Here is a 15,987-nt window from a genome sequence, read left to right as displayed (position 1 = left end):
AACCGGCCCCTGGATCGATCCCTGCGCTGTCGAATCGCCACGATCACGGGGAGAGCACGGATGACGGATCGTTTCGATGTCTTGTTGTGTTTCACTTCGGAGGGTGCGGCCCCGGTGGACGGGCCGGAAGCGGCACTTCGCGACGCGGGGCTCCGTGTTCTCCGGGACTCCGCCGTCGACGAGTTCGCCGACGCGCTCGCGAACTCCCGTCTCGTGCTGGTCCTTTGTTCCCGTGCCGACCGGGCCTTGGTCGTCGATCCGGGGGCGGACGGCGAGCAGGCCGTCGATCCGCGGGATCTGCCCGCCTTCGTCTGGCTCGTCCGGCGCAAGGTGGCCGACGCCCGCCGCGGACGCCCGGCCCGGATGGTCGGGCGGTATCGCGAGCTCCTGGCGCTCCATCGTGGCCTGCACGCGCACCCGGTACTGATGGTGCGAGGCCTGCCAGGCGTCGGCAAGACCGTGTTGACCGAACAGTACGCCCGCCTCTTCCAGGACACCTTCGACGGCGGTGTCCTACGGCTGGGCCCGTTCGGGCAGCACGCGCCGGAAGAGGTCCTGTCCCAGTTCCACCTCTCGCTGGCCCGCGCGGCCGGCGACCGGCTGGACGCCGATCTGTCCGGCATCGGCTTCGACCGGCTGCGCGACCACGTCGCCGAGCGGATCGGCGCCGACGGGCGTCGCGTTCTCGTCCTCATCGACGACGTGCCGCCGGGACTCCCTCCGGACGTCCTCGAACGGCTGCTCCTCCCTGCCTCCATGGTGTCCACACTGCTCGTGAGCCGGGTGGGGAATTCTCCGTGGGACGCCGCCGCGCTGGACCTCGCCGGGTTGACCCCGGCCGAAGGGCTCAGGCTGTTCAGCGACTACCGCGCCCCGGCCGACGACACCGAGCGGGAAGCGGTGCTCCGTCTCGTCGAACACTGTGGCGGACATCCGATCACGCTGCGCGCCAACGCTTTGGCGGTGCGACGCCAGGGCGAACGGCTCGCGTCCTGTCCGGACACGGCGCCACCTGCGATTCGCGGTCTGCTAGCCGGTTGCGGTCCGGTCGCCGCCGGGATCATCCGCCTCGGCGGACTGCTGGCGCCGGTCCCCTTTCCGCTCGGCATCGCCCGTGACGTGCTCGGAGCCGGTTCCGTGGAAGCCGTCGGCGAACTGGAAGAACAAGGTCTCGCCTTGCTTATGGACGGCGGGTTGCGGCTGCAACCCCTCGTCGCCGAAGTGGCCAGGGCGGGGCTCGATCCCGGCGACCTGCCCGCTTCCGCGGCGAAGTCCTTGCTACGACTGCTTTCCGACGAACGCACCGAGTACCGGGACTTCCTCCTGCAGCATGCCCGCGCCCTCGCCGAGCGCACGTCCGCGGCGCTCCGGATCCGGCTGCTGCGCCCGGTCGCGGCCGCTCACGAACGGCACCGGGATTTCTTCGCCGCCGGTGAGGTCCACGCCGCGATCCTGTCCACCGAAGGCGCCACGAGCACGGACTTCGTGACGGCCGCACGGGTGGAGATCGCCTGCGGGCTGTATCCGGAAGCCGTGCGGCACGCCCGGCACGCCCTGCTGTCCGCGGCCGACGACGAGGAGCGATACGCGGCCGAACTGGTCGCCGCGCAGGCATTCGACTGTCAGGGCGACTACGGCGCCGGCGAACGGGCTTTCTGGCACGAGCTTCCCTGGCGGGGTGCAGCCCGGCTATCCGCGGTCGTGGCGAGCGCACAGGCACTACGACTCCGAGGCCGGGCCCGGGAGGCCATCGCCTCGCTCGACACGGTCCTGCCGGAGCTTCGCGACTCGCCATCCGGCGACCTCCTGCCGACGGCCCTGCTGGAATACGCCCGCGTCCTGCTGCTCGACGACCGGCCGCGGCGGGCACGCGAAGCCGCGGCGGAAGTGATCGCGGCGTTCCACGCCACCGGCAGAATGCGGCATTTCCGATGCACCGAAGCCGAATTGCTGTGGGCCGAGGCGACGGTCACCCTCGACCTCCAAGACCTTCACCCGGACCGGTCCGTCGCCGCCCTGCGCGAACTCGAAAGCCGATATGGACGGCGTCACGGCGCCGAGAGCCCGGCGGCCTTGACCGCCGCCGCCCTGGCCGGCCGCGCGCTCCTGCTGCGGGGCCGGCCGGAGCGGGCCCTGCAGGCGTTGAGTGAGACCGAGCGGACCGTGCTCCGCGTCTTCGGTGGCGAGAACCGCTTGCGGTACCGGATCAGGCACGGCATGGCCCTGGCGCACGGACAGTCACGCGACTTCGGCCGCCAAGCCGAACTCCTCGAGGAGATCCTCCAGCCACAGATCCGCTTGCTGGGCGCGACCCATCCGGAAACCCTCGAAAGCCGGCTCGACCTCGGCCTCGCACTGGCCTTCAGCGGACGCGACCAGTACCGGCGGGCCACCGAACTGGTCGACGGCGCCGCGGACGACATCGTCGCGACGCTCGGCCCCGCGACCGAACTGTCCGAGAAGGCGATCGCGGCGAAACGGGTGCTGCGGGGCACGGCGAGTCAGTTCTCCGACGGCCGCCAGCGCACTCCGTAGGCGAAACCCGGTGTCAGATGCCGAAACTGGACATGAACCTCGCCCGACGCGTCCGGCGTCAGGGAGAACCCGCGCGCCGCCTCGTCGCTCGCGTCGTCCTGGAAGACCCGTTCCAGCAGGACGACTTCCACCGGGATCGGCAGGGCGAACCGGACGTGCAGATCGAACAGATCGACCGGATGCCGCGGGACGCAGACGAAATGCGGATGCCTGAACTCCGCCCGGAACCGCAAGGCGATCTCGTGTTTGCTCAGCCGCTTGAGCGGGCTGGGCAACCGCAACGCCAGACCGACGCGATCGGTGGACTCCATCACCCGTCCGGTCAGCCGTCCACCGTGGAACACGTCCACGCGGAGGTCTTCGCTGCCGATGGCCTCGCCCCGGTAGACCGAGTCGGTCAGGGTGAGGGCCAGGTCCAGTTCGGCGATGTCGTCGGCATCGGCGACGATCCGGCGGGATTCGAGGACCTCCGGCACCGGCTGGTCGAGCGCCACCGCCACGCGCAGTTCCTCCGTGTGCCATCTTCGGCTGGGCTGAGCCGCTTCGGTCTCGTCGGATTCGCTTGTGGACGCGACGGCGACCTCGGCGAGCTGATGGATGCCGTCGTCGATCCGGCGGCGGGCGGTCCGGTCGTCGCGCTGCAGATGCCTGGCCAGCCAGCGCACCCGATCCTGATAGAAGGGGTGCGCCGCCTCCGGATGCAGCCCGAGCGCGGCCAGCACGGCGGTGCACAGGTCCTCGGGCAGCGAACGCGCCCATCCGGACAGGCATTCTCCGAGTGTCTTCCGGATCGCCGCGTTCCCCTCGCCTTCGGCCATGCCGCAGACCGCGCGTAACGCGGGTCCCGCCCGTTCGGCCAGCTGAGGGGCCGCGATACCCCGGCCCCTCCGCAGCAGCTTCAATTCGCCGGCCAGATCCGCAGCGCTGACGGTCACCAGTCCTCCCCTAGTGGTTCAAGCACGGTCGTCAATAGTCGCCAGCCCGGCGGCCCGTGTCCAGCCGGTGGCGGCCGTGTATCGCCGATCGTTATTTTGGGTTTTCGTTTCCCGCTCATACGGGAAACAGGAAACTCCTTGTCGCCCCCGGACCGGCGACGCATTCTTGGTGAGCCGCCCCAATTCGCGGCGATAACACCTCAACCAGCGGTTTTCCCGCGTTGTCGAGTGCTGCCCTCATGCGCTCACCGAAGGAGTCGGAATGACCGTCAAGTGCTCGCTTTCGCTGCTCTTACGGATCGCTTTCTGGCTGTGGGTGGTCGCGCTCCTCATCGGGGTGGCGCTCGGCAGCGCGGCGGGGACCGCGCCCGCGAACCCGGTCTCTCCCGTGGTCGCCACACACGGAAAGGAGGTGGACTGATCATGCAGACCCACGCCATCGGCCTGATCCTGGCCCTGCTCGGCATCGTGTTCGGCTGAGGACACGGTATGAAACACACCCGCGTCCGGCGGCCGGATCCGCGGATCCGGCCGCCGGACGGAAGCCACTGCCGGAACATCGTCCACACGGCCATACTGATCCTCCGACGAGGATGGGTGCCGATGAACGAGAGAGCAACGTTCGGAGCGGAGTTGCGTCGCCGCCGTAAAGCGGCGGGCCTTTCGCTCACCGAACTCGCCGCCCGCACTCACTACAGCAAGGGTTACCTCAGTAAAGTCGAGACCGGGATTTCCGCGCCGAATCCAGCACTGGCGGAGTTGTGCGAAACGGAACTCGGCGCGGAAGGAGAGTTGAAACCGCTGCTGCCCGGCGAACCCGTGCGGCGCCGGACGCGGCCGGACGTCAGACCGTCCGGCCTGCCACCGGCGACTTCGTCCTTCACCGGCCGGGCGGCCGAACTGCGGGCGATCCGCGCGGCGCTCGAAGCCGACGGGGGTGTCTGTGTGGTGTCCGGCATGGGCGGTGTCGGCAAGACGGAACTCGCGGTGCGATGCGCGCACCGGCTGGAATCCGGATTCGCCGACGGCTGCCTGTTCGTCGACCTGCGCGACGAAGCCGGTGAACCCGCCGCGGTGCACGACAGGCTGCTTCGCGTGCTCGGTGTCCCTGCGGACGGCATCCCGGCCGAACCCGCCGATCGCGCGGCGCTGTACCGATCGCGGCTTCGCGGCCGCAGTCTGCTTCTCGTACTCGACAACGCGGTGAGCGCGGCGCAGGTGCGTCCGTTGCTTCCCGCCGAACCGAAATGCCGCGTGCTGATCACATCGAGGTCCAGGCTGAGCGCGCTCGACGACGCCACGCACGTCTCTTTGGACATGCTCCCGCTCGACGCGGCGGTCGACCTCTTCACCGCGATCACCGGCGTTCCCGCCGGACCCGCCGTCACCCGGGTGGTCCGGCGCTGCGCCCGGCTCCCCCTCGCGATCCGGATCGCCGCGGCGCGGCTTCGCGCGCATGCCGCGTGGGACGTCGCGGAACTCGATCGGCGGCTGGCGGACGAATCGGCCCGCCTCGGCGAGCTGGACGACGGCGAACGTTCGCTCGCCGCCGCGTTCCGGCTGTCCGTTCAGCAGTTGAGCACCGCCGAGGCGAGACTTTTCGGGCTGCTCACCGTCCACCCCGGAACCGACGTCGACGTCCATACCGCCAGCGCGTTGAGCGCGCTTCCGTTCCGGGAGGCCGATCGGCTGCTGGACCGTTTGCACGAAGCCCATCTGCTCACCCAACCGGACTCCGACCGATACGGATTCCACGACCTGTTGCGCGCGTTCGCCACCGAATTCGTGCTCACCGACGCGGAGGACGGCATGAAGGCCTTCAGCAGGCTCACCGATTTCGCGGTGCGGACCGCCGCGCTGGCCGACCGGGAAATCACCCCGCACCGCTACTTCCCGGAGATCGTCTTCGACCCCGGCGTCCCGGAACCGGCCAGGCTGGACGACAGCGAGATGGCGATGTCCTGGTTCCGCGCCGAATGGCCCGGCCTGGTGGCCCTGTGCCGGACGGCGGGCGAACGCGGCGAACACGAACGATGCTGGCAGCTCGCCTTCTTCCTGCGCGACTTCTTCTTCGTGGCCAAACTGTGGGACCCGTGGCTGGAGACGCACCGGTGGGCGCGCTCGTCCGCCGAAGCGCTCGGGGACACGTGGGCGCTGGCCACCACCACCGCCAACCTCGGGGTCGCGCACGTCGATCGCGGCGACCTGGACGAGGCTTCGGCGTACTACGGCGAAGCGCTCGCGCTGTTCCGGCGCATCGGTGACGGGCACGGCGAGACCACCACCCTCGCGCACAACGGCTGGGCCGAGCACTACCGGGGCAACCACGACGACGCCTTGCGGGATCTCCGGCAGGCGCACGCGTTCTACGTCCGTGACGGCAATCGCCGCAACGCCGCGATCACCGACCGCGGGATCGCGCTGGTGCTGACCGCGCTGGGGCGATCCGAAGACGCCGCCGCGATCGCCGGCCGGACGCTGGCCGTCTTCGACGAACTGGGGCTGGATCTCGACGCCGCCATGGCCCTCAATTGCCTGGGCTGGGCCTGGTACCACGCGGAACGCCACGACCTGGCCGCCTCGGCCTATCGTGCCGCCGCGGACCGGGCGGAGGCCTGCGGGAGCCGCTACGAAACCGCTCGCGCCTACACCGGGCTCGGCAATGTCGCGGCCGCTGAAGGCTCCGCCGAACTGGCCGCCGAACTGTGGAATCGAGCCGACGAGACCCACCCTGACCTCGATCGGGTGATGGTCGGCGAGGCTCGGGTACGGATGGGGTGACCGCTCAACCGGCGTAACGGGCCGCGAGGCTGCTACGGTTGGCCTGTCGCGGTTCAGACACCAGCCGCCGGGTCCCTTTTCCGGGTCCGGCATGCCCATGGGCAGCAGCCGGTCCCCCGTACCGGCAAGGAGTCAACTTGACCGACTACCGCGCTCCCGCTTCCGATCCGCCCCGTCCGACACGGAGATTCGTGTCCCCTCTCGACATCTCGATCACGGCCTCCGCCACCGACACGGTGGTCACCGTATCCGGCGAAATCGATCTCGGCGTCTCCGACGACCTGCGCAAGGCGCTGGACGAGGAGCTCCGGTTCAAGCCGTCGGTACTGATCGCCGACCTGTCCGCGGTCACCTTCTGTGATTCCTCCGGCTTCACCGTCTTCGTGCAGACCCGCGCGAAAGCCGAAGAAGCCGGCGTCCCGTTCATCCTGGTCACCCAGGAGCGGGCCCTGCTTCGCCCGATGTCGTTGCTCGGTCTCGACGCGGTCCTCACCGTGCACCCGACGCTCGATTCGGCACGGGACGTGCTCACGCACTGACCAGCTGTCATGATGGGCGGTTGTGACGGGTGACAAGGATCCAGGCTTCCGTATCGGCGGACGTCCCCTGGCGGAACGGCTGACCGAAGTCCTGCCTTCGCTCGCGAAGACGGTGCTCTCCGAGATCGTCCTGCGGATCCCGGAGTACGGCCTGCTGCCCGCCGAGGAACTCAGCGGCGACATCACCCACGTGATCGAGCAGAACCTGCGGTCCTTCATCGACACTCTGCGCACCGGCGCGACGCCGACGCGGCGGGAGCTCGACTTCCTCCGCGAATCGGCGGCCCGGCGCGCGGAGGAGGGCATCCCGATCGACGTCGTCCTCACCGCGTACCACATCGGCATCCAGGTGGTCTGGGCGTCGCTGACGCCGGACGCGCGGCCGGACGAGGTCGCCGACGTCCTGGCCGTCAACGCGCTGACTCTGCGTTATCTGGAGGTGGTCACGCCCGCGGTCGGCGCCGGCTACCTCGACGAACGCCGAACGATGTTCGACGACGAACGGTCGGCGCGGCACACGGTGCTCTCCGCGCTGCTCGACGGCGAACCCGCGGAAGTCGCGGCGGGACAGGCGGGCCTGCGGCTGCCGCCGTGCTACATCGTCCTCGCGGCGTCGGTCGGAGCGCATCCGGACGAGGAGGTCGACGGGGTCGACCCGCTGGTCGCCGGACGGCGGAAGCTCCGGCGGCTGCGGGTCGAACTGGAACGCCAGATCCGGGGTACCGTCCTGACTTCGCTCACGCCGGACGGCGGGCTCGCCTTGCTACCGCACGAAACCGCGGCCGACGAACTGTCCACACGGGACTGGGCGCGGCTGGAACGCGTGCTCGCCGACGTCGCCAGGACGGCGGGCGCCGAGGTCATCGCCGGGACCGCCGCGGCCGAGCCGTCCGGTGTGCCCGCCGCGGCGAAGCTCGCGCAGGACGTGCTCGCGGTCGCCACCGGAACCGGGCGGCCGCCCGGGCTGTACCGGCTCGACGACGTCCTGCTCGAATACCAGCTTTCGCGTCCGGGCCCGGCACTCGACCGGCTGGCCACCCGCCTGATGCCGCTGGACGGCAACGAGGAACTCCTGCAGACGCTGGAGACCTTCCTCAACCGGGGCGGGCGCCGTCAGACGGCCGCGGCCCTGCACGTCCACCCCAACACGGTCGACTACCGGCTGCGCCGGATCGCGGATCTCACCGGGCTGGACCCCACCCGGCTCGAACATATCGCGCTGCTGAACGCGGCCCTTGCGGCTCGCGCCGCCGCCCGGCCCAAGGCCTTGTGACACGTCACAGCACGTGAAGGGTTTCGCTCTCGCACAGGCCGAGCAGGCGGCAGGCGGAACGGCACTCTCCGGCGAAGATGAAGAGATTCGTCCCTGTTTCGTCGGCGAGCAGCTGCGCGCGTTCGAGCGCCCGGATACCCGTCACTCCGAAGAACTCGAGCTCGGACAGGTTGACGATCACCGTCGTGCCGCTGCCGTGGAGTCGCTGGTCGAGCATCTCCCACAGGCGCGGAGCGGTTCCGAGGTCGACCTCGCCGTTCATCTTGACGACGGTGGTCCCCCTGGTCGGCCTGCTCACGTGCAGGCGGAGACGTCCCCGTGGTTCTTCGAGCGCCCGCCGTTCGGAGGACACTGAGAAGGCGCGCTTCTTGTCAAGCGCGCGGGGCGTCGACAGGGAAGTCATATGTGGAAGTACCCAGACATGCGGTGCGGCGAAACCGGCGGTCCGCTTGAAGACCCCGTAAAGCGGGTATCAGCAGCGCGTCGGAGGTGATGTCCCATGTCCGCTGAACAGACCGGCCAGGGGCCGGTGGTGATCGGTTTCGACGGCTCGCCCGAGGCCCGCCGCGCCGTCCGCTGGGCGGTCGCCGAGGCGAAGACCCGCGGCCTCGGCGTGGTCCTCGCGTACTGCACCCACGATCGGCTTCCCCCGCCCGGCTCGGACCCTGTCGCGACACCGCTGAACGAAGCGGTCCCCCAAGCCGCCGACGAGGCCGCGGAAGTGGAACCCGCCCGGCGGCAGCTCGCCTCGATGGCCGAAGCGCTGAAACGCTCCGACCCGGACCTCGATGTCCGCACGGTCGTGCGCGGTGGCGTTCCGGAGCAGGTCCTGACCTCGGTCGCCGACGAGACCGATGCGGCGATGATCGTGCTCGGCGAATCCCACGCGGGGTTGTTCACCAGGGCCGTCCTCGGCTCGACGGAATCCGGCGTGACCAAGACCGCCGGCCGGCCCGTCGTGGTCGTGCGCGGGGACGAGCCGCCGCCCGGCGGGCCGGTGATCCTCGGCACCGACGGTTCGGAGCAGAGCTCGCAGGCGGCCGGGTTCGCCTTCGACTTCGCGTCCCGGCACGGGCTCACCGTGCACGCGGTGCATGTCGCGCGGATGCCGCTCTGGGGTCCCGCGAGCGAGCCGCTGCTCGGCGGGCCGGTGCTGGATCCGGCGCCCGGTATACCCCAGGAGGTGGCCGACGAACTCGTCGCACGGCAGCTCAAGCCGTGGCGGGAGCGCTATCCGGACGTCGCTGTGGAGACGGTGCACGGGGTGGGGCCCGCCGCGCAGGCGTTGACCGTGCAATCCAGTGAGGCCGCGCTGCTGGTGCTCGGCCGGAGCGATCACGGCGATCTCCGGCGTCTCCTGCTGGGTTCGGTCAGCGACGACGCGCTGCATCACGCGCATTGCCCGGTGGCGGTGGTCCGGGCCCAGCCGGTCGGCTGAGCCCGGCGTCTCACGAAGAAGCGAGTTCTCCGAGCGTGCGTCGCGAAACGCGGAGTTCCGCGGCCAGCAGGAGGCCGCCCGTGCGGGCCTGGGCGAGCGCGTACCCGACGTCGGCGACCTTGTCCCAGGCCTCGGCCGCCGTGTCGCCCGCGCCGACCTGGCCTGCCAGCAGGCATTCTTCGAGCTGGCCCTGCAGACCGGGCAGGACCTGGACGAGGTCGTCGGCGAGTTGCTGCAACGCCCCGATGGTCCGGCACAGGTCGGCGGGCGAAGCGGGTTCACCCGCCCGCAGGCTGCTGTGCAGGTGGCGCACGACTGATCCGGCCTGTGCGGCCAGCAGATACGGAGGCTCCTGCGACTTCGGACTCATTGCCCTGAAATACCCCGTCCACGACCTGCGAAAACAAGTTTGTGCCCAGCGGGCCGGGGGTATCAGCGGTTGTGAACAACGACGTACTCACCTTCGGGGTCGAGGAAGAGTTCTTCGTGGTGGACCGGACCGGTCACCTTTCCCCGGCGGGCGACGCCGTCGTGGACGCCGCGGACGAAGATGAGGGCGAACTCCAGCAGGAGCTCACCCGTTCCCAGGCCGAATCGGCCACCGGCATCTGTACGACCCGCGAAGAGGCCGAGCGGCAGCTGACGACCCTGCGCACCGACCTGGCCGAAGCCGCCGCACGGCGGGGTTGCCGCCTGCTGCCCAGCGGCAGCGCGCCGCTCGCGGAAACGGCTCTGCCCGCCATCACCCCGAATCCGCGCTACGAGCGGATGTCCGAACACTTCGGGGCGACCGCGCGGACGTCGCACACCTGCGGCTGCCACGTGCACATCGCCGTCCCGGACCGGGAAACCGGGATCCGGGTGATCGACCGCGTGCGGCCATTCCTGCCCGCGCTGCTGACCGTGACCGCCAATTCCGCGATCTGCGACGGCTACGACACCGGGTACGCCAGCTGGCGTTACCAGCAATGGAACCGCTGGCCCTCGGCGGGCGCGCCGCCGCGGTTCGGCTCGCTGGACCACTACGAGAGCATCGTCGATGCCTGGCTCCGGGCGGGCGCCATCCTCGATCGCGCGATGGTCTATTGGGACGTAAGGCTTTCCGAGAAACAGCCGACGGTCGAGTTCCGGCTCGGCGACGTCGCGGCCACCGTCGGCGAAGCGGTCCTCTACGGGGTGCTGATCCGCGGCCTGGTCGGCACCATCCTCACCTCGGAGGAACGGCCGTCGAAGCTGTCCAACGAGGTTCTGCGCGCGCAGATCTGGCGGGCGTCGCGGGAAGGACTCTCCGGGCGCTGCCCGCATTTCCGGACCGGCGATCTCGCCCCGGCGAGCGACGTGCTCGACGACGTCGTCACGTTCGCGTCGGGTGCGCTGGCCGAAACCGGTGATCTCGACTTCGTCCGCGACGGGTGTGCGCGGCTGGCCGCCGAGGGCGGCGGGGCCGATCGGCAACGGGCGCGGTTCGAGAAGCGCGGTGTGGCGGAGGACGTCGTGGACCTGCTCGCCGTCCGGCCCGCCCGTGATTGAAGCCGTAACTCGCGTGCTCGTAAGCGCAACTCGCGTGATTGGAGCCGTATCTCGTGACTTACGGCTCCAATCACGCGAGTTACGGCCCCAAGCACGCGAGTTACGGCTTCAAGCCCGGCCGAGTTCCGGCGGGCGGCGCAACGGACCCCAGTCCGCGTCGTGTCGCGCCCGGTCCCGCAACAGATCCCGGGCCTCCCCGAGCACCGCGGTGGAGATCCTGCCGACCGGTTCGGGATCGGTCAGCAGCGGCTCGTTGTCCGGACCCGATCCCACGATCCGGCCCGCCAGCACCCACGGCTTGGTCTCACGACGACGTTCGTGGCTGAGGTGGCAGTAGTCGTAGAGCCTCCGGGCCAGCCAGAGTTCGAGCGGCTGATCCCGCCACCAGGGTTCGGGATCGAGGGGGTTCACCGAAAGCCCCGGCAGTTCCACACCGGTGAGTTCGTCCCGGCTCGTGCCGGGGCGATGCTCGGGAGTCGGCGCCCACCGCACGTACAGTCCTTCCCGCCTCCTGACCAGCACGGCGAGATCCCCCAGTGACTCCAACCGTTCCATCGAGCACTCCAGCCGGGAAGTGGACACGGTGACCGGCGCGCCGGCGTCCCTGCTCCGCCGGGGCTGCCCGCGCCGGTCCACCTCACGGCCGGTGGACGTACAACCTCGCTACGCCGGCCGTTGTCTTCCGGTTACCCACTCGTCACGCGTCTACACCGATTTCACGAGCGATCGATCCACGAGATGAGCGATCTCCTCCAGCACCAGCTTCGCTTCCGGGATCGAGGCCAGCATCCACGCGTGGATCATGCCCTCGTACTCGTGATAGCTCAGCGGCACGCCTTGCTCGGTGCACAGCGTGTGAAGACGCCGGGCGTCGGCGAGCAGGACGTCCTTGGTTCCGATGTAGACGGTCAGCGCCCCGAGCCCGGAAAGATCGCCGGACAGCGGGCTGAGCCTGGGATCGGTGCGGGGCAATCGTCCACTGTAGAGCCTCGCCGCCTCGTTCAGGCCGGTGAGCGCGAGGTACGGGTCGCGCTCGTCCAGGGCGGGTTGTGCCGGATGGCTCATGGTCAGGTCCAGCCACGGCGACAGCAGGACGGTCTCCTTCGGCACCGGCCTGCCTTCGTCCCGCAACGCCTTGGTGAGCGCCAGCGCGATGCCCGCGCCGGCGGAATCCCCCATCACGATCCGGTCCTCCGGCTCGGTAGCAGCGGCGAACCCGTCGTAGGCGCGGCGGACGAACGCGATGGTCTCCGGGCATTGATGGTCCGGGGCCAGCGGGTAGATCGGCACGGTGACCGAGCAGCCGGCGCGGTCGATCAGCCGCCCGAAGAACCGCCAGTGGTCGTGCTGGATCTGGTGCACGTAAGCACCACCGTGGAAGTACAGCACGTGCTTGGCGGCCCCACCACGGCGCGGGCGGATCGTGTAGCAGGGCCGTCCGTCCACTTCGGACCGATCGACGGCGAACCGGCGCCGGATCGAGCGGATCGGCCCTCGGTCGCCCTTCGCCTGGCTGCTTTCGATGCTCCGGCGGAATCGGTCGAGCTCGGCATACGTCCGCTTCCGTTTGGTGAGGCGCAGCCAGGCGAGCAGCGATTTCGCCGTGAGACTCGTCTTAGACCTGATCACGGGGAACCGTCCGATGCCAGTTGCGGGAAAACGTCCGTCGCTCGCCTTCGAAGGCGTCGAGTTGCGCGTCGATCACGAACTCGGTGGGAGTGCACGAAACCCGGGTCCGCGTCTCGGACCTCGCGGACCAGTCCCCGCGGGCGAACGTCATCGACCACGCCGTCTCCGCCACCGGGGAACAGAAGTCGTCGGCCACCCACGAGTACCGCTCGAAGACGTTTCTCGTGACGTCGAGATCGATGTCCTCGAACCGGACCTTGCCCTCGTTCTTCACGATGTCGAGCGCGGAGCGGTAGTCGATCAGGTCGCGGGAGACGGTCCAGCGCTGCTCGCCGGGTTCGACCTGGGTCGCCGGCAGTGGTTCCGCGCCTTCGGGTTCACCGAACGGCCGAGCCGGGACCTCGTCCGCTTCGGCCATCGGCCGCACCGGCAGCGTCAGCGTGCTCTGTCCGGTGTGGACGGTCACCCTCGCCGGTTCCGGCGGCGGCCACGCCAGCGGCCAGTACGACGACGAGATCGACAACCGGATCCGGTGCCCGGCGGGGAAAGCCTGCGCGACGGCGTTGAGCTCGACGCGCACCCGGTATCGCGTACCCGGTTCGAGCGGATCCGGGTCGTCGTGCCCGTCCCGGTGGGTCAGGTTCAGCAGTCCGTAGGTCACTCGCGTCGCCCTGCCGTCCGGCGCGACGTCGGACAGCCGGACGGCGACCTGCGCGACCGGCTTGTCCGCCGAGACCTCCAGATCCACCACCGGCGATCCGAGGATCTCGCACGGCTCGGCGAGCTCGTCGGTGTCGAAGACGAGCGAGCCGCCGTCCTCTTCCCGCTGGTCGTACGGCAGATCCGGCGGAGCGCTGTAGGAAGCCCACTTACCGGCGAACTGGCCGACCGAAAGCGGCGATTCCACCGGCAGGTCCTCCGCCGGGACCTCCTCGCCGGGCCGTGCGATCCGGTGCCGCGCGAGCCGATGCTCCGACGGACGCACATGCGGCGAAGGCCAGGACGGCTCCCCGACCCAGCGGCCGGGGCGATCTTCGTACGAGGTCGACGGCGGCACGCTGTCCTGCATCCAGGTCTGCAGCATCGGCCCGTCCATGGCGCCGTTTTCGACGTCCTTCAGCCAGTGGTCCCACCAGCGGACCAGTTCCTGCAGGTAGCCGATGGCGGGGCCGGGCCGTCCGAGATGCGGGTACTTGTGCGACCACGGCCCGATCAGCCCGCGCCGCGGCACGTCGAGATTGGCCAGCAGCCGCGAGACCGCGTTCGAGTACCCGTCCGCCCAGCCGCTGGACGCGAGGACCGGCACCTGGACGTCGCCGTAGTTCTCGCAGACCGAAGCGTGCCGCCAGTATTCGTCGCGCCGCTGGTGGCTCAGCCATTCGCCCACCCAGAGACCGCAGTTCTCCAGGCGTTCGTGCCACAGGTCGCGCCACCGCTCCCCCGCCAACGCGGGATCGGGCGGCAACGTGGCGTAGGCGAACATCGTGGACGCTTCGGCGACATTGTCCGAGAGCAGGCAGCCGCCCATGTAGTGCATGTCGTCGGAGTACCGGTCGTCGGTGAACGACGAGATCGCGATCGCGGTCAGGCTCGGCGGTTTGCGCGCCGCCACCTGCAGGGCGGCGAACCCGCCCCAGGAGATGCCCATCATGCCGGTCCGGCCGGAACACCATGGCTGCGCGGCGATCCATTCGAGGACGTCCTCGGCGTCGAGCTGCTCCCGTTCGAGGTACTCGTCGGCGAGGACTCCCTCCGACTCCCCCGAACCGCGGATGTCGACGCGGACGCACGCGTAACCGTGCCCAGCGAGGTACGGATGGTGCACCGAATCCCGCACCGACGTCAGATCACGGTGCCGATAAGGGATGTACTCCAGGATCGCCGGCACCGGCTCGCCGTCCGAAGCGACCGGCCGCCAGATCCGGGCCGACAGCCGGACGCCGTCGGAAACCGGGATCCAGACATGGTCCTCCTCGGTGATCTCGTACGGCAGCGAAGCCACCGTCCGCATGGGCTATCCCTCCTCGAAGTCGAACCGCAGCGCCTCGGTGCACCGGCGGTACTTGCTCTCCATCTCCCGTTCGGTCTGCGCCGCCACGAAGATGTGCGCGAGTTCGTAGCTGTAGCTGTCCTGTTCGGGCAGATCGGACAGCCTGGTGTCCTTCTCGGCCACCAGTTCGATCTTCACCCCGGGGATCTCCGCCTCCAGGTCGGCGATCTCGGCGCGGGTGGGCACCCGGGTGACCAGCGCGTCGCGGAAACGGCGGTAGTACCACTTGCCCGCGATCCGGTAGTCGCCCCGGTTCCGTCGCGCTCCGGGATCCTGTCCCAGGCCCAGCCGGACCATGATCTGGTGGTTCGCCACCCCGTCCACGTACTCGAACAGTTCCGCGTGCGACTGCGAATGCCGCGGATTGATCTCCAGCAGGCAGGCCTGCCCGGATTCGGGATGACAGAAGAACTCGATACTGAACGTCGCGTTGTCGAAGCCGATCTGCTCCATCACGCGGACGGAGATCTCCTTCATCCGCTCGACGGCGTCCACGGGCAGCTGCGACGGGTACTGGTGCCGCAGGAAGGACGTCGAATCGGGGTAGTTGATCGAATCGAGCACCCCGTAGACCGTGACCTGTCCTTTGTAGACATAGCCTTCGGTCGCGGCCTGCACGCCGTTGAGCTCTCCTTCGGCGAGGCACGCGGCCCCACCGGCGTTCGCCACCTCTTCGGGGAGGTCGACCGTGGCCAGCACGCGCTCGAAGGGTTTACCGACCCTGTCGACACCCGCCCGGATCTCCGCGACCGCCTTGTCGAACTCGTCGTCGTCGGCGACGTGGAAGGCAAGCTCCGAGGAGAACGACTTCACCGGTTTGAGCCACATGGGGTAGCCGACGCCCTCAGGCGGGCGGGGGTCGTCCTCGTCCAGATCGACGATGCCGAACGACGGCACCTCGTCGATCACCTTCGCCTGTTCGAGGCGGCTCCAGTACTTGTGCTCGCATTTCAGGACCGCCTCGAGGGAAACTCCCGGGAGCCCGTACTTCTCGCACAGCATCGCCACCATCGTCGAGGACGGGAAGTCCCAATAGCTGACGATCGCGTCGATCGGCTCGGAGAAGGCGTCCAACTGCGCCTCCGCCTTCTCCACGAGCTCGACGATCGGGATCTCGCCGTGCTGCAGCTCCTCCGGTGAGAGCAACGCGTGGAAGCGGTACCGGTCGGCGCCGGGGATTCGTCTCAGCACCTCGTCGTTCGCGTCGTCGAGACCGATGACGAAGATGTTCTTTTCCTCTGGGGGCCTGGAGGATGTGGTCATAGGCCAGGCCTACC

14 protein-coding genes are annotated in these 15,987 nt (G+C 69.4%); 7 read left to right on the top strand and 7 right to left on the bottom strand.

The features are described from left to right. Positions 1-60 precede the first annotated feature (60 nt). Positions 61-2,535: a hypothetical protein gene (locus AMK34_RS00350; protein WP_073842245.1), complete on the top strand. Its 2,475-nt coding sequence runs from the start codon at positions 61-63 to the stop codon at positions 2,533-2,535. Here the strand turns inward: AMK34_RS00350 and AMK34_RS00345 are convergent. Next, the gene (locus tag AMK34_RS00345; RefSeq protein ID WP_241832645.1) at positions 2,502-3,470 is read right to left on the bottom strand and encodes a hypothetical protein; all 969 of its coding nucleotides are present in this window, start codon (positions 3,468-3,470) and stop codon (positions 2,502-2,504) included. The two genes, AMK34_RS00350 and AMK34_RS00345, sit on opposite strands and share 34 nt — an antisense overlap. Positions 3,471-3,732: 262 nt before the next feature. Here AMK34_RS00345 and AMK34_RS42925 point away from each other — a divergent pair, with 262 nt between their 5' ends. The 4 genes from AMK34_RS42925 (at position 3,733) to AMK34_RS00330 (ending at position 8,063) form a co-directional block, all read left to right on the top strand. Then, positions 3,733-3,891, top strand: a complete 159-nt coding sequence (locus AMK34_RS42925; protein ID WP_158073266.1) for a hypothetical protein — start codon at positions 3,733-3,735, stop codon at positions 3,889-3,891. 182 nt (positions 3,892-4,073) lie between these two features. After that, positions 4,074-6,251: an ATP-binding protein gene (locus AMK34_RS00340; protein ID WP_073844455.1), complete on the top strand. Its 2,178-nt coding sequence runs from the start codon at positions 4,074-4,076 to the stop codon at positions 6,249-6,251. A 191-nt stretch (positions 6,252-6,442) separates the two neighbouring features. Next, the gene (locus AMK34_RS00335; protein ID WP_063777632.1) at positions 6,443-6,790 is read left to right on the top strand and encodes an STAS domain-containing protein; all 348 of its coding nucleotides are present in this window, start codon (positions 6,443-6,445) and stop codon (positions 6,788-6,790) included. Positions 6,791-6,812: 22 nt separating this feature from the next. Next, complete coding sequence (locus tag AMK34_RS00330) at positions 6,813-8,063, top strand: PucR family transcriptional regulator (RefSeq protein WP_073842244.1); 1,251 nt, start codon at positions 6,813-6,815, stop codon at positions 8,061-8,063. Positions 8,064-8,067: 4 nt separating this feature from the next. Here AMK34_RS00330 and AMK34_RS00325 read toward each other — a convergent pair whose 3' ends face one another. After that, entirely contained in the window at positions 8,068-8,415 is a 348-nt protein-coding gene (locus AMK34_RS00325) for an STAS domain-containing protein (RefSeq protein ID WP_228694566.1), read from the bottom strand. A 147-nt stretch (positions 8,416-8,562) separates the two neighbouring features. Here AMK34_RS00325 and AMK34_RS00320 point away from each other — a divergent pair, with 147 nt between their 5' ends. Next, positions 8,563-9,501: a universal stress protein gene (locus AMK34_RS00320; protein ID WP_038515150.1), complete on the top strand. Its 939-nt coding sequence runs from the start codon at positions 8,563-8,565 to the stop codon at positions 9,499-9,501. Positions 9,502-9,511: 10 nt separating this feature from the next. Here AMK34_RS00320 and AMK34_RS00315 read toward each other — a convergent pair whose 3' ends face one another. After that, positions 9,512-9,871, bottom strand: coding sequence for a hypothetical protein (locus AMK34_RS00315; RefSeq protein WP_073842243.1), 360 nt, complete (start codon positions 9,869-9,871; stop codon positions 9,512-9,514). Between the two features lie 71 nt (positions 9,872-9,942). Between AMK34_RS00315 and AMK34_RS00310 the strand changes: the two genes are divergently transcribed. Further along, positions 9,943-11,031, top strand: coding sequence for a carboxylate-amine ligase (locus tag AMK34_RS00310; RefSeq protein ID WP_073842242.1), 1,089 nt, complete (start codon positions 9,943-9,945; stop codon positions 11,029-11,031). Between the two features lie 108 nt (positions 11,032-11,139). Here AMK34_RS00310 and AMK34_RS00305 read toward each other — a convergent pair whose 3' ends face one another. The 4 genes from AMK34_RS00305 to AMK34_RS00290 form a co-directional block, all read right to left on the bottom strand. Beyond that, positions 11,140-11,586, bottom strand: a complete 447-nt coding sequence (locus AMK34_RS00305; RefSeq protein ID WP_073844453.1) for a DUF6098 family protein — start codon at positions 11,584-11,586, stop codon at positions 11,140-11,142. A gap of 150 nt (positions 11,587-11,736) precedes the next feature. Next, complete coding sequence (locus AMK34_RS00300) at positions 11,737-12,660, bottom strand: alpha/beta hydrolase (RefSeq protein ID WP_073842241.1); 924 nt, start codon at positions 12,658-12,660, stop codon at positions 11,737-11,739. Beyond that, entirely contained in the window at positions 12,647-14,671 is a 2,025-nt protein-coding gene (locus AMK34_RS00295) for a CocE/NonD family hydrolase (RefSeq protein WP_073842240.1), read from the bottom strand. Before AMK34_RS00295 ends, AMK34_RS00300 begins: the two co-directional genes overlap by 14 nt. Positions 14,672-14,674: 3 nt before the next feature. Further along, positions 14,675-15,973 carry an ATP-grasp domain-containing protein gene (locus AMK34_RS00290; protein ID WP_073842239.1) on the bottom strand — a complete coding sequence of 433 codons (1,299 nt, stop codon included), beginning with the start codon at positions 15,971-15,973 and terminating at the stop codon, positions 14,675-14,677. Positions 15,974-15,987: the final 14 nt, after the last annotated feature.

Source organism: Amycolatopsis sp. CB00013, from assembly GCF_001905755.1.
GTDB classification, from domain to species: Bacteria; Actinomycetota; Actinomycetes; order Mycobacteriales; family Pseudonocardiaceae; genus Amycolatopsis; species Amycolatopsis japonica.
Note: the sequence above shows the minus strand (reverse complement) of the source record. Positions and strands in the feature narration are given on the sequence as shown.

Excerpts from the sequence above, each read along its gene's own strand:
- AMK34_RS00305 (WP_073844453.1), bottom strand. The coding sequence starts at position 11,586 with ATGGAACGGTTGGAGTCACTGGGGGATCTCGCCGTGCTGGTCAGGAGG.
- AMK34_RS42925 (WP_158073266.1), top strand. The coding sequence starts at position 3,733 with ATGACCGTCAAGTGCTCGCTTTCGCTGCTCTTACGGATCGCTTTCTGG.
- AMK34_RS00290 (WP_073842239.1), bottom strand. The coding sequence starts at position 15,973 with ATGACCACATCCTCCAGGCCCCCAGAGGAAAAGAACATCTTCGTCATC.
- AMK34_RS00320 (WP_038515150.1), top strand. The coding sequence starts at position 8,563 with ATGTCCGCTGAACAGACCGGCCAGGGGCCGGTGGTGATCGGTTTCGAC.
- AMK34_RS00315 (WP_073842243.1), bottom strand. The coding sequence starts at position 9,871 with ATGAGTCCGAAGTCGCAGGAGCCTCCGTATCTGCTGGCCGCACAGGCC.
- AMK34_RS00350 (WP_073842245.1), top strand. The coding sequence starts at position 61 with ATGACGGATCGTTTCGATGTCTTGTTGTGTTTCACTTCGGAGGGTGCG.
- AMK34_RS00295 (WP_073842240.1), bottom strand. The coding sequence starts at position 14,671 with ATGCGGACGGTGGCTTCGCTGCCGTACGAGATCACCGAGGAGGACCAT.
- AMK34_RS00340 (WP_073844455.1), top strand. The coding sequence starts at position 4,074 with ATGAACGAGAGAGCAACGTTCGGAGCGGAGTTGCGTCGCCGCCGTAAA.